Source organism: Sphingomonas degradans (assembly GCF_053502645.1).
The window spans coordinates 59,347-72,665 of the sequence record NZ_CP177172.1 but is presented as its reverse complement, the minus strand read 5'-3'; the positions used below and the strand labels follow the sequence as shown (position 1 = coordinate 72,665).

At 67.6% G+C, this 13,319-nt stretch carries 13 protein-coding genes; 6 read left to right on the top strand and 7 right to left on the bottom strand.

Annotation, left to right across the window (positions count from 1 at the left end; genetic code table 11):
* Positions 1-8: 8 nt before the first annotated feature.
* The 4 genes from ACG3SL_RS00345 (at position 9) to ACG3SL_RS00330 (ending at position 5,928) form a co-directional block, all read left to right on the top strand.
* A complete protein-coding gene (locus tag ACG3SL_RS00345; RefSeq protein WP_448663163.1) occupies positions 9-1,454 on the top strand; it encodes an alginate export family protein in 1,446 nt (481 codons plus the stop codon).
* A complete protein-coding gene (locus tag ACG3SL_RS00340; protein WP_448663162.1) occupies positions 1,451-1,666 on the top strand; it encodes a hypothetical protein in 216 nt (71 codons plus the stop codon). The genes ACG3SL_RS00345 and ACG3SL_RS00340 overlap by 4 nt, the downstream gene beginning before the upstream one ends.
* 112 nt (positions 1,667-1,778) lie before the next feature.
* Entirely contained in the window at positions 1,779-4,709 is a 2,931-nt protein-coding gene (locus ACG3SL_RS00335) for a TonB-dependent receptor domain-containing protein (RefSeq protein ID WP_448663161.1), read from the top strand.
* A gap of 121 nt (positions 4,710-4,830) precedes the next feature.
* The gene (locus tag ACG3SL_RS00330; RefSeq protein WP_448663160.1) at positions 4,831-5,928 is read left to right on the top strand and encodes a membrane dipeptidase; all 1,098 of its coding nucleotides are present in this window, start codon (positions 4,831-4,833) and stop codon (positions 5,926-5,928) included.
* On the opposite strand, the gene ACG3SL_RS00325 is transcribed toward ACG3SL_RS00330, so the two are convergent.
* From ACG3SL_RS00325 to ACG3SL_RS00305, 5 genes are read right to left on the bottom strand one after another with little or no spacing between them, the layout of a single operon-like run.
* A complete protein-coding gene (locus ACG3SL_RS00325; RefSeq protein ID WP_448663159.1) occupies positions 5,925-6,377 on the bottom strand; it encodes a c-type cytochrome in 453 nt (150 codons plus the stop codon). The two genes, ACG3SL_RS00330 and ACG3SL_RS00325, sit on opposite strands and share 4 nt — an antisense overlap.
* A gap of 1 nt (position 6,378) precedes the next feature.
* Positions 6,379-6,915 carry a methylamine dehydrogenase light chain gene (locus tag ACG3SL_RS00320; RefSeq protein WP_448663158.1) on the bottom strand — a complete coding sequence of 179 codons (537 nt, stop codon included), beginning with the start codon at positions 6,913-6,915 and terminating at the stop codon, positions 6,379-6,381.
* On the bottom strand, positions 6,912-7,517 hold the full coding sequence (locus ACG3SL_RS00315; protein ID WP_448663157.1) for a methylamine utilization protein MauD: 606 nt from the start codon (positions 7,515-7,517) through the stop codon (positions 6,912-6,914). Before ACG3SL_RS00315 ends, ACG3SL_RS00320 begins: the two co-directional genes overlap by 4 nt.
* Positions 7,514-8,074 (bottom strand): MauE/DoxX family redox-associated membrane protein, encoded by a 561-nt coding sequence (locus tag ACG3SL_RS00310; RefSeq protein ID WP_448663156.1) that lies wholly within the window; start codon positions 8,072-8,074, stop codon positions 7,514-7,516. Before ACG3SL_RS00310 ends, ACG3SL_RS00315 begins: the two co-directional genes overlap by 4 nt.
* Positions 8,071-9,240, bottom strand: coding sequence for an amine dehydrogenase large subunit (locus ACG3SL_RS00305; protein WP_448663155.1), 1,170 nt, complete (start codon positions 9,238-9,240; stop codon positions 8,071-8,073). The genes ACG3SL_RS00310 and ACG3SL_RS00305 overlap by 4 nt, the downstream gene beginning before the upstream one ends.
* An 86-nt stretch (positions 9,241-9,326) precedes the next feature.
* Here ACG3SL_RS00305 and pncB point away from each other — a divergent pair, with 86 nt between their 5' ends.
* Both pncB and dinB read left to right on the top strand, forming a co-directional pair.
* Positions 9,327-10,631, top strand: coding sequence for a nicotinate phosphoribosyltransferase (gene pncB / locus ACG3SL_RS00300; RefSeq protein WP_448665200.1), 1,305 nt, complete (start codon positions 9,327-9,329; stop codon positions 10,629-10,631).
* A 44-nt stretch (positions 10,632-10,675) separates the two neighbouring features.
* Positions 10,676-11,755 carry a DNA polymerase IV gene (gene dinB, locus ACG3SL_RS00295; protein ID WP_448663154.1) on the top strand — a complete coding sequence of 360 codons (1,080 nt, stop codon included), beginning with the start codon at positions 10,676-10,678 and terminating at the stop codon, positions 11,753-11,755.
* Position 11,756: 1 nt separating this feature from the next.
* Here dinB and ACG3SL_RS00290 read toward each other — a convergent pair whose 3' ends face one another.
* Positions 11,757-12,224: a GreA/GreB family elongation factor gene (locus tag ACG3SL_RS00290; RefSeq protein WP_448663153.1), complete on the bottom strand. Its 468-nt coding sequence runs from the start codon at positions 12,222-12,224 to the stop codon at positions 11,757-11,759.
* Positions 12,221-13,282, bottom strand: a complete 1,062-nt coding sequence (gene mgrA / locus ACG3SL_RS00285; protein ID WP_448663152.1) for an L-glyceraldehyde 3-phosphate reductase — start codon at positions 13,280-13,282, stop codon at positions 12,221-12,223. The genes ACG3SL_RS00290 and mgrA overlap by 4 nt, the downstream gene beginning before the upstream one ends.
* Positions 13,283-13,319 lie beyond the last annotated feature (37 nt).

The following is a 13,319-nucleotide window of genomic DNA, read 5'->3' as shown; positions in this document are numbered from 1 at the left end:
CGCTTATCATGCAGATGCTGCTCCGCGCCCTGGGCGCCACCCCCGCGCTCGTCCTGGCGCTGCCCGCTGTCGCGCAGGGCGTCCAGACGGCCGGCTACCCCAGCGCCGCTGCCGGTGACGGCGCCACCACCGGCGGCTACAACCTGTCGCGCTGGGCCGAGGACTGGCGCGCGCTGTGCGACCCGGCGAAGCGCGACGACCCGATCGATGCGCTGAAATGCCTGCCCCTCACCCCCAGCGGCGACGTGTATGTCACGCTGTCGGGCGAGGCGCGGTTGCGGGTCAACCACACCACCAACCCCAATCTGCGCGACTCCCGCGCGCAGCGGCAGGACATTTTCCGCCTGGTCGGCGGCGCCGATCTGCACATCGGCGAACATCTGCGCGTCTATGGCGAAGTCGCGCATGGCGGAATCACCGGCGTCGAACTGGCCGCCCCCGCCGCGACGCTGCGCAACGACGTGGCGGTGCAGCAGTTGTTCGCCGAGGCCAAGGCGACGATCGCCGGCATCGATATCGGCGCGCGCTATGGCCGGCAGGAATTCACCGACGGCCCCAACCTGCTGGTGTCGCAGCGTGACAACAATACCATCCGCTATACGCTCAACGGCGTGCGCGTCTGGGCGCGGGGCAAGGCGGTACGAATCGATGCGTTCGATCTGAAGCCGACGCAATATGGCGACCTGGGCACCGAAGACGATGTGATCGACCCCGCCCGCCGCTTTTCCGGCGTCAGCCTAGGCTTCGTGGTGCCAAAGGCGTGGGTCGGCGGCGCGACGCTGTATTTCGATCCCTTCTTCTGGCGCCGCCGTAACAAGGTGGGCACCTGGGGCGGGCGCGTGGGGCCGGCGACGCGCTATTATCTGGGCACGCACCTGTGGGGTGAAGCGGGGCCGGTGACGATCGACTGGTCGGTCAATCGCCAATGGGGACATTTCCGCGACCAGCAGATCGACGCCTGGCAAGGGTTCTTCGCGCAGAACCTCCGGCTGGGCGCGGACAAGCGGGCGCCGCGCATCGGCTTCCACGCGGACTACGCCAGCGGCGGCGGTGGCTATGGCAACGGCGCGCTGCGCAACGCCTATGCGCCGTTCGGCAACAACATCTATTACAGCTACGGCCTGTTCCTGACGCCCAGCAATCTGGTGGCGGTGGCGCCGACGCTGAGTCTGTCGCCCACCGCGAAGCTGCGCGTCACGGCGGAATATCAGCGCGCATGGCGCGCCAACACGCGGGACGCGGTCTATCGCGCCAATGGCCAGCCCTTTGCCGGAACCCAGAATGTCGCCGACTCGCGGATCGGCGACGTGGCGCGACTCCAGGCGGTGTGGACGCTCACGCCGCGGCTGTCGCTGACCGGCCGGTACGAGCATCTGGCGGCGGGCCCTTCGCTGACCAAGGCAGGCTATACCAGCTCCGATTTCCTTGCGGGGTGGATCAGCTTCCGCTTTTGAGCAACACGCTTTTGCTGCCCATGTTGCGCCGCAACGGCGCGGCAATTTGCCACGTCTTATCGACGAAAACCTTCGCTGCGGCGCGGCAGAACGCCGCCAATGCGCCAGGTTCAGCGCGTGTTCAGAAATACGAAATGTCTCACGAAAGCCACATGTTGGACATGTTTCGTGTCAAATTTACAACAGCGCGCGAGCGATTGCGCAACAACTGAACTTTGCATGTTGCAGCGCACCGCCGGGCGGTCGTACCCGAGCCTTCCGTGAGCCGTCCGCCAAGGACGCCACCCAAAACCAACACCGCACAACCGGTCAGAGGGAACATATATGAACGCTGCAGTCCGCAACCGCCTCTTGGCATCGACGCTGCTGGTCAGCCTCGGCGCCGCCGCGCTTCCCGCGGCAGCCCAGACGGCGCAGGCCCCGGTCGACACCCAGGACGACACCGGCGGCGAAATCATCGTCACCGGCTCGCGCATCGCCAGCACCGACCTGCAGGCATCGGTCCCCGTCTCGGTCGTGAACGCTGAGCGTATCCAGGCAACCGGCGCGGCGAACGTCCAGGACGTGCTCGCGACGCTGCCGTCGGTCGGCCAGAACGTCAGCCGCACCAGCTCGAACTTCTCGAACACCGGCAACGGCACCGCGACGGTGAACCTGCGCAATCTCGGCTCGTCGCGCACGCTGGTCCTGATCAACGGCCGCCGCAGCCTCGGCATCGCCGGCACCTCGGCCGTCGACGTCAACAACATCCCGACCGACCTGCTCCAGCGCGTCGAAGTCCTGACCGGCGGCGCATCGTCGATCTATGGTTCGGAAGCGATCGCCGGCGTGGTGAACTTCATCCTGAACGACAAGTTCGAGGGCGTTCGCGTGCGCGGCCAGGGCACCGTTTCGGACAAGGGCGACGCAGCGCGCCAGTACGCATCGGTCACCGCCGGCACCGGCTTCAGCGACGGTCGCGGCCACATCGCCGCGAACTTCAGCTATGACAACGACCATGGCCTGCGCTCGCGCAATCGCAGCTTCTCGGCCACCGACGTGCCGAACCGCAGCTCCTATGCCGCACAGGGCCTGTTCGACGTCAGCAACCCCGCCACCCAGTCGACCTTCTCGCCGACCTCGGGCCGCACCTTCACGTTCGATGGCAACAACAACCTGAAGGGCTATCAGGGCGCCAACATCGACGGCTACAACCGTAACGGCGACCGCTACCTGTCGGTGCCGGTTGAACGCTACATGGGCACCGTGCTGGCCAGCTACGACTTCTCGGATTCGTTCAAGGTCTATGCCGAGGGCCAGTACGCGAAGACCAAGTCGCGCGCCTCGCTCGAAGCGTCGGCGATCGACAACAGCTCGGCCAGCCCGGTCGTGAACTTCGATGGCTCGGCCTATGCCGGCATCCCGATCACCAGCCCCTACGTTCCCGCCGCGATCCGCGCCGCGGCGATCGCTAACGGCACCGACGTGATCCAGTTCCGCCGTCGTTCGAACGACATCTTCGATCGCAGCAACCGCAACGACCGCGACTTCTATCGCGGCGTGATCGGTGCCAAGGGTTCGCTGCCCTTCGGCAGCAACTGGTCGTACGACATCTATTACGAGCACTCGCAGAGCCGCGACCACACCACGGCGCAGAGCATCTACATGCCGAACTACGGCGCGGCGCTCAGCAACGAAATCGGCCCCGACGGCCAGGTTCGCTGCTCTGACGCGGCGGCGCGCGCGGCGGGCTGCGCTCCGATCAATATCTTCGGCTTCAACACCGCCTCTGCGGCGGCATCGAAGTTCCTCCAGACCTACACCGGTCCGACGCGCACCGTGACGCTGATCGACGGCAACACCGTCCAGCTCGTCAACGGCACGAACGTGACCTATGACTATCTGGCGAAGGTGAACCAGAACGTCGTCTCCGGCAGCATGAGCGGCGACCTGTTCTCGCTGTGGGGCGGCCCGGTGTCGCTCGCGTTCGGCGGCGAATATCGCCACGAGAAGAGCTCGGAAGTGTTCGATCCGTTCACCCAGGCCGGCCTCGCCTCGGGCAACCAGCTGACCAACACCAAGGGTTCGTTCAACACCAAGGAAGCGTTCGCCGAAGTCGTCGCGCCGATCGTCGAGGACCGTCCGTTCCTCCACTATCTCGGCCTGGAAGGCGCAGTCCGCTACGCCGACTATTCGACCGTGGGCGGCGTGTGGAGCTTCAAGGGCGGCGCAACCTTCGCACCGACCCCGGACATCCGCTTCCGCGCAGTCTATTCGCGTGCAACCCGCGCGCCGAATATCGGTGAGCTCTACAATTCGCTGAGCCAGACCTTCCCGTCGATCACCGATCCCTGCGACCAGGGCCAGGGCAATGGCGACGGCGCGACCCCGGTTGCGCTGCCGGCGGGCTGTGCGGCGATCCCGGGCATCGCAGCCACGGTCGCCTCGCGCGGTTCGTTCACGTACAACACGGCCCAGATCCAGACGATCGACGGCCTGCTGGGCGGCAATCCGAACCTGAAGGAAGAAACCGCCAACACGATCACGGTCGGTGCGGTGTTCACGCCGACCTTCCTGAAGCGCTTCAGCCTGACGGTCGATTATTACCGGATCAAGGTGAAGAATGCGATCGGCATCATCGGCCAGCAGGTTTCGGCTGACGAATGCCTCGCGACGGGTGCGGCGCAGTTCTGCAACAACGTGATCCGCAATGCGCAGGGCTTCATCACCCGCGTCAACGCGATCAACCTGAACACCGGCTCCTACCTGGTTTCGGGTATCGATCTCGAAGGCCGTTACTCGGTGCCGATCGCGGGCCTGACGCTCGACATCGACGTGCTGTACAACCACCGCTTCAAGCAGCAGCAGACCCCGTTCGCGGGTGGCAAGGTCCAGAACGAGCTGGGCCAGGCCGATTGCTACAGCTGCGGCCGCCTGGGTTCGGGCTTCAAGGATCGCGTGGTCGGCAACTTCACGATCGGCAACGATCAGTTCCAGTTCTACTATCGTCCGGAATATCTGGGCCCGCTGGTAGACACGCTGGGTGACGGCGCGACCAAGATCAAGGCGTACCTGTACCACAACATCCAGGGCAAGATCATGGTCGGCGACAACAAGAACATGGAGCTGTACTTCGGCGTCAACAACCTGTTCGACAAGAAGCCGCCGAAGTTCGGTGACACGAACCCGGTGACGTGGCCGGGCGCGCAGACGATCGCCAACACCTATGACCTGTACGGCCGCATGCTGTACGCAGGTGCGACGGTTAAGTTCTGATCCGTTCACAGGACTGAAAAGATGGGGCGGCCTCGCAAGAGGTCGCCCCTTTTTTTGCCCCGCTCGGGCGCGCATGGCATGGCGACGCGTCGGCAGGGCGCACAGGATAGGGAAGCAGACAATGTTGACACGGCGGGCAGCAATCGGGGCTATGACAGCGGCGGCGGCGGTGCCCGCCTGGGCCGGGACCATCACGAAGAAGCCCCCCTTCTTCTTCGATTCGCTCAGCTTCCTGCCCGATGACCTCCGCGACATCGCCGCCGCCGGGCTGGGCGGGATGATCGCCGACGTATCCGACCTGATCGAAGTGCGCGGCGCGGACGGCGTGCCGCGCTACAGCCGCAACTTCGCGGCCAACGATCCGGCGATCGACCGCGCCGTCGCGCGGCTGGCCGACTCGGCCTATGCCTATGTCGCGCTGAAGGGCAGCGACATCGGCAAGAAGCCGGGTTGTGCCGTGTTCCTGCAATTCCAGTCGACCGAGATGCTGGAAGGCGATCTGTCGCGCATCGGCTATTTCCACGCGAAGGGGCTGCGCGTCCTCCAGTTCACCCACCACAACAACACGCTGATGGCGGGCGGCGCGATCATGCCCGTCCAGACCGGACTGACCCCGCTGGGGATCGAGGCGCTGGCCGAGATGAACCGGCTGCGCATCCTGCCCGATGTGTCGCACGGGTCCGACCTCACGATGCTGGAGGCCGCGCGCCGCTCGACCACGCCGATCGCGCTGTCGCACGGCGCGGCGCGCGCGATCGTCAACCATCCGCGCTGCGCCCCCGACACTGTGATCCGCGCGATCGCCGAGCGGGGCGGCGTGTTCGGCATCTTCATGATGAGCTTCTGGCTGACGCGAAAGGCGCGGCCCACGGTCGAGGACTATATCGCCCAGATCCGCCACGTCGTCCGCGTCGGCGGGATCGAGGCGGTGGGCGTGGCGAACGACTTCCCGATGGCGGGGCAGGCCAATCTGGTGAAGCTGAACAACGACAATGCCAAGGGCGTGCAGGAATATATGGAATGGTGGCTGGCGCTGCGCCGTCAGGGCATTCCCGGCTTCGACTGGACGCCCGAGCATGTCGTCATCCCCGAACTCAACCGGATCGACCGGATGCAGCGGATCGCCGACGCGCTCCCCCGCGCCGGTTTCCGCGCGCGCGAAGTCGATGCGATCATGGGCGGCAACTGGCGCCGACTGCTGACGGACGTGCTGGGTTAGGAACCCGCCGGGCACGCCCGCGCGACATCGCGCACCAGCCGCGCGCGCAACTGTTTGAGCCCGGTGCCGGGGACGAGGGGAGTCTGGCGCAGCCGCTCGACTTCCGCCGCCTCGAAGGGCCGGGCGTCGGCAGGCGCGCTCGTGCCCCCCAGCCGGAACGCGACGAAGTTCATCAGCGCGGCCAGGTCGGCAGGATCGCGCAGCGGGGCGTGCGCGACATTGGGCAGGCGGATCAGATAGTCGCGCCCCTCCGGCGTGCACAGGAACCGCCCCACCTGCCCCCGCAGCGCGGGGATGGCGGGGGTCGTCGCATCGCCCTGGATGCCGTGGCAGCCGGCGCAATACTCGATATAGTCGGACTGCGCCGATCGCCCCGGCGCCGCCCCGTGCGCCATCGCCGCCAGCCCCAGCGCCGTCACGGCCCCGGCGAGAATCGCCACGCTGCGCACGTCAGTCTGCCGATCCGACCATCACCGCAGTCGAACAGTGATATTCCATGCTGCTCGTGCCGAAGCACCAGATGATGTCGTTATTGCCCCCTGGCCGATAGGTCTGGGTCTCGCGATCGGTATTGTCGCACGCGCATTGCCCGCAATCGGCGGTGCCGCAGCAATCGCGATAGGCGATCAGATACGCCTTGCCGTCCGCCGGATTGATGCACGTCCCCACCCAGGCCGTCGGCGACGCCTCGGTCCCCGGCGGACAGGTGTGCAGCCCGCCGCCGCAACAGGTGCACAACGACCCGTCGATCGCGCAATAGCGCCAGTAATCGCACGCCGTCGCGTCATTGGTCTGGGCATGGCGGGCAAATTCGGTGCGCGCGTCGAGCGATCGGTCCTGCGCCCGCGCCACCGGCAGCACCGGCAGCAGCGGCGCCGACACCACCAATGCGCCCAGCCGCGACAACAGCCCCCGCCGCGACGTGCCCCGCGCCGCGCCGCGCACCAGCCGCTGGGTCCAGCGATCGAGCATCCCCTCGTCCTTCATTCCGCCGCCTGCGTGCGCGTATCGCGCAGATAGTCCTGCACCGATCCGACCCCCAGTTCGCGCGCCACCACCAGGCTCTCCAGATGCTCGCGGCTGTTGACCAGCCCCTGCGCCACGATCCGCCCCGCGCCGTCGATCAGCACGGCATGCGGCAGCTTGGCGACGGCAAAGGCACGCCCGAGTTCGGCGCTGTTGAGGAACGGAAAGCCGCCCATGTCCTGCGCGTCGACCAGCGCGCGCTGCTCGGCGGGGTCGGCGTCGCCGGCGAAGACCAGTTCCAGCCCCTCGTCGCGCGCCACGCGCTTCGCCACCGGGATCAGCGTCTTGCAAATGGGGCATTGCGCCGAGACGAACAGGAGCATCTGCGCCCGCGCATCGCCGCGCGGGCTCCCGATCGCCACGTCGCCGCCCGCCAGCGCGGGCACGACCAGCCGGGGCGCCATCGCCCCCGCCTGCGGCCCCGCGCCCTGGATCAGCGCACCCACCGGCGCCACCCGCTCGAACAACACGCCCACCTGTCGCGCCACGGCGAGCACCACCAGCGCGAGCGCCAGCACCACCACCCACAGCAGCACCTGCGATACCAGCAGCGCCGTCGTCATCGCACACTCCAGACCGGCTGCGCCGTACCGCGCGCCATGCGGCGCATATCGCCGAGCAGCGCCACAAGGTTGAACAGAAGGAACAGCACGAACCCGGCCGCATAGCCGTTCGCCACCGCAAGGCCCGGCAGCGTGGCCGCCGGCACCGCCGCAGCCAGCGCCGCCCCGGCCAGCGCGACATTCGCCAGCGCCAGCCCGCGCGAAATCGGTCGCCGCGCGCTGCCCATCGCACAGCCGCAGTCGATATAGGCCCGCCCCCGGCGCAGATTGATCGCGATCGCGCCAGCAAAGCACAGCAGCAGCCCCGCCGTGCCGGCCAGCGCAGCCTGACGCGCCACGCCAGCGAGCAGTGCGACGCCCAGCCCCGCCTCCGCCCCCAGTATCGCCAGCGCCAGCGGCGCCCGCAACGCATCCGGCGCGATGCGATACGCCCCCACCGCCGCCACGAACGCCCCCGGCGCGCGCAGCTTGCCCGTCAGCGCCTGGAGCAGCACCAGCCCCAGCAGCACCCGCGCAGCCACCGCCAGCGCCGCCGCGCTCGCCGCGACCAGGCTCATGGTGCGCCCCCCGGCACGGTGGTCATCACCCCCAGCCCGACATTGTCGATCCGACCCCGTGGCTCCAGCGTGGCGCCGTCCAGCACCAACAGGCTCTCACCATGGTTGAGGAACAGCAGCGGAGCGGCATCCGGGCTGACCGCCAGATTCTCCGCCGCGACGGTCAGCGGCCTGCGCCGCAGCACCTTGCGCGTCGCGACATCGACTTCCCACAATTCCTCGCCCGGCACCTTGTGGCTCCAGAACGCGCCCTTGTGCATCAGCACATAGAGCCGCCCCGACGCGGCGTGATAGGCCATCAGCTGCCGCCCGCCGGGGCGCCACGCCACTTCCTGCGGCGCGGTGGTGGCCGGCGCCATGCCGGCGGCGGCGTTGAGCGACCACGCCACGGGCTGCGCCCCGCTGCCGATCACGGTTTCGTGGACCATGCCCGAATAGGTGAGGAAAAACGCCCGGCCGGTGCGCGGATCGACCGCCGCATTGTCGAACACCGGGTCGGCGTCCGCATCGAAAAAGGGCTGGGTCGCGGCGATCTGCCCCTTGCCCCGCGCATCGAGCGTGAGCGTGGACAGCGTGCCGTCTCCGCACAGCGACGCCACCTGGCGCGGCCCGGCGGCGAACGCCAGCCCGCACCCGGCAACCTCCACCACCTGCGCCACGCGGCGCTTGGCGAGGTCGACCACCACCACCGCCGATGCCGGTGACAGGTCATAGACATAGGCCCATTTGCCGTCGGTCGAGACATCGAACCCCGCCTGGCGATAGCCGGTCAGCAACCGCCCCGGCAGCGGGATTTCGGTCAGCAACTTGAGCGTGCGTGCGTCATAGACCGTCACCATGTCCTGCCGCGTGCCGCGATTGCCCTTGGTCCAGATCGTCTCGGCGACATAGACGAAGCGCCCTGCGGGGTCGAAGCGCACGTTCGACATCTGCGCGATATGGATCGACGCGACGATCTTCGCCGTATCCCCGTCCACGATCCGCGCCGCCGCCGCGCCGAAGCTCTGCATCGTGACCACCCAGTGCGGCGAGAGCGCGGGCAGCACGGCGACGTCGCTTTCTTCCACTTCGGGCACGGTCACAGGCGCGGTCTGCGCGTGCAATGGCATGGCGACAGCCAGCCCCAGAGCCGCCAGCGCGCCCGCGATCCTCTCCCCCAACGTCATGATAGCCCCCATAGCCGTGCCGCTATGCCATGGTTAACGCGCGCGACAAGCCTTGGCGTCACGCGACGCGGCTGGCACAACGCGGCATGACCGTCACCGACATCGCCACGCGCACCTATAATCACGGCTGGCGGCTCGATCCGATCGTGCGCAGCCTGCTCGATACCGATTTCTACAAGCTGCTGATGTTGCAGATGATCCGGCATCTCTACCCGGACGTCCGCGCCACCTTTTCGCTCATCAACCGCAGCACCGACGTACGGCTGGCCGAGATCATCGACGAAGCCGCGCTGCGCGAACAGCTCGATCATGCGCGCAGCGTGCGGCTGTCGAAAAAGGAGCGGATATGGCTCGCGGGCAACAGTTTCTACGGCGAACGGCGCATGTTCGCGCCCGATTTCCTCGACTGGCTCGCCGATTTCCAGCTGCCCGATTATGACCTGCGCGTCCGCGACGGCCAGTTCGAGCTGACCTTCGACGGCCCCTGGACGCATACCAGCATGTGGGAAATCCCCGCGCTGGCGATAGTCAACGAACTCCGCTCGCGCGCCGCGCTCAAGGACAAGGGCCGCTTCGCGCTCGACGTGGTCTATGCCCGCGCCAAGGCCAAGCTGTGGGAAAAGGTCGAGCGGCTTCAGGCGCTGCCCGATCTGGTGCTCAGCGATTTCGGCACGCGCCGCCGCCATGGCTTCCTGTGGCAGCGCTGGTGCGTCGAGGCGCTGAAGGAGGGGCTGGGCAGCCGTTTCATCGGCACGTCAAACGTGCTGCTGGCGATGGACAACGACCTGGAGGCGATCGGCACCAACGCGCACGAACTGCCGATGGTGCTCGCCGCGCTGGCCGAGGACGACGCCGGAGTCGCCGCCGCCCCCTATCGCGTGCTCCAGGACTGGCAGGCACATTATGCCGGCAATCTGCGCGTGGTGCTCCCCGACGCCTTCGGCACCGCCGCGTTCCTGCGCGATGCACCCGACTGGGTTGCCGACTGGACCGGCTTCCGCCCGGACAGCGCGCCGCCGATCGAGGGCGGCGACCAGATCATCGACTGGTGGCGGGCAAAGGGCCGCGACCCGCGCGACAAGCTGCTGATCTTTTCCGACGGCATGGACGTGGAATCGATCACCGCCGCCTATCGCCATTTCCACGGGCGCGTGCGGACCAGCTTTGGCTGGGGGACGAACCTGACCAACGATTTCCGCGGCTGCGACCCTGCGGGCGGCACCGCGCTGGAGCCCATTTCGCTGGTGGCCAAGGTCGTTCGCGCCAATGGCCGGCCCGCCGTCAAACTGTCCGACAATCCGCGCAAGGCGACCGGCGATCCGGCCGAAATCGCGCGCTATCTGCGCATCTTCGGCGACGCCGGGCGCGCCACGCGCGCGGTCGAGGTCTGAAGGTTTTTGTTCCCCATCCGTTCGCCACGCGCTAAAGGCAGCGCATGGCTGCGCCGGTCCGCAAGATCATCCATGTCGACATGGACGCCTTTTATGCGTCGGTCGAACAGCGCGACGATCCCGCATTGCGCGGGCGACCCGTGGCGGTCGGCCATGCCGCCGCACGCGGCGTGGTGGCGGCGGCCAGCTATGAGGCGCGGACCTTCGGCGTGCGCAGCGCCCTCCCCTCGGTCACGGCGCTGCGGCGCTGCCCCGAACTGGTGTTCGTGCGCCCGCGCTTCGACGTCTATCGCGCAGTGTCCAAACAGATCCACGCGATCTTCGCCGACTATACCGAGCTGATCCAGCCGCTGTCGCTCGACGAGGCCTATCTCGACGTGACGGCCAACCGGCGCGGGATCGACACTGCCTGGGCAACCGCCAAGGAAATCCGCGCGCGCATCCTGGCGGAGACCGGCCTGACCGCGTCCGCCGGGATTTCGTACAATAAGTTCCTCGCCAAGCTCGCGTCCGATCATCGCAAGCCCAACGGCCAGTTCGCAGTGACGCCCGACATGGGCGCCGCCTGGGTCGAGACGCTGCCGGTGTCGCGCTTTCACGGCGTCGGCCCCGTCACGGCGCGCAAGATGGAGCGGTTGGGCATCCGCACCGGCGCCGATCTGCGCGCCAAGTCGTTCGATTTCCTGCGCGAGCATTTCGGCAGTTCGGCGGGCTGGTATTACGCCATCGCGCGCGGCGAGGACGAACGCCCCGTCGAGCCCGACCGCATCCGCAAATCCTCTGGCTCGGAGACCACCTTCAACCGCGACCTGACCGAGCCTGCGGAAATCGAGGCCGGGGTGCTGCGCATGGCGGAGGATGTGTGGGGTTGGTGCGACAAGGCCCAGGCCTTTGGCCGCACGGTGACCGTGAAGGTCAAGTACGCCGATTTCCAGCAGATCACCCGCAGCCGCAGCCAGACGGGCCCGGTGCGCGACTGGGAAACGCTGCGCGACGCCAGCCTGGCGCTGATCCGCTCGGTATTGCCGACGCCCAAGGGCATAAGGCTGGTCGGCGTCACCGTTTCCAATTTCGAGGGGCCGGAGAGCGATGCCGGCGCCGAACCGGCATTGCCCTTCGCGTGAGCTAAGCCGGAATCGCCGTCACCTCGACCAGTTCGATCGCGTCGGCACGGCCGTTGAATGCCACGCTCTCCCCCGCCTCGGCCCCCAGCAGCGCATGGGCCAGCGGGGCGGAAAAGGCGAGGCGATCGGCCGCGGGATCGGCCTCGTCATGGCCGACAATGTCGATCGTGCGCGCCTTGCCCGCCAGCCGGATTCGCACGCGCGATCCGATGCCCGCCACGCCTTCTTCGGGCGCCGGGGCCAACTGCGCCGTGGTGCGCCGCGTGTTCCAGTAGCGCAGCTCGCGGCGCAACGCTTCGCGGGGCTCATCCTCGCCCTCGGCGGCGATGGCGGCTTCCAGTGCCACCACCTTCGCCTCGATCGCGGCCAGCCCACGCGCGGTGACCAGGTTCGGACCCGACGGCAGCGGGATCTCGAACTTGGGTTCCTTATGCTCCTCGTCGCTCTCGCGCCGGAACGCGACGCTCATTGCTGCGGCAGCTCTTCGAGCGTGGACGAGACCTTCCACAGATCGATCTTGCCCTCGGTCGCATGGCTGTCGATCTCGGCCAGCTCGGCCTCGGAAAATGCCAGGTTGTTCACCGCATCGAGCGAATCGTCGAGCTGCTCGACGGTGCGCGCGCCGACCAGCGCGGAGGTGACGCGCGGATCGCGCAGCACCCAGGCGATCGCCATCTGCGCCAGCGTCTGCCCGCGCCGCTGCGCGATTTCGTTCAGCCCGCGAATCCGCGCGAGATTGTCGTCGGAGAGCAGATGCTGGCCCAGCGACCCGCCCTTGGCCGCGCGCGCATCCTGCGGCACGCCGTTCAGATATTTGCTGGTCAGCATCCCCTGCGCCAGCGGCGAAAACGCGATGCAGCCCGTGCCCAGCTCGCCCAGCGTGTCGAGCAGCGATTCCTCGACCCAGCGATTGAGCATCGAATAGCTCGGCTGGTGGATCAGCAACGGCACCTTGTATTCCCCCAGGATCGCCGCCGCCTGGCGAGTCAGCTCGGGCGAATAGCTGGAAATGCCGATATACAGCGCCTTGCCCTGCTGGTGCAGGTGCGCCAGCGCGCCCATCGTTTCCTCCAGCGGCGTCTTGGGATCGACGCGGTGCGAATAGAAGATGTCGACATAGTCGAGCCCCATCCGCTTCAGGCTCTGGTCGCACGACGCGATCAGGTATTTGCGGCTGCCGCCGACGTCACCATAGGGCCCCGGCCACATGTCCCACCCGGCCTTGGTCGAGACGACCAGCTCGTCGCGGTGCGCGGCGAAATCGGCGGCCATCACGCGGCCGAAATTCTCCTCCGCCGAGCCATAGGGCGGGCCGTAATTGTTCGCGAGATCGAAATGGGTGACGCCCCGGTCGAACGCACGGCGCAGCATTGCGCGGCCGGTCTCGAACACGTCGGCGCCCCCGAAATTCTGCCACAGCCCCAGGCTGATCGCCGGCAGGTCGAGCCCGCTGCGCCCGGTGCGGCGATAGGGCATCCGCCCGTCATAACGCTGCGGATCGGCGGCATAGGGCTGGGGATAGGGCATGGGCTTCCTCTCGGTTCGACGGGCCTACCTTCTATCG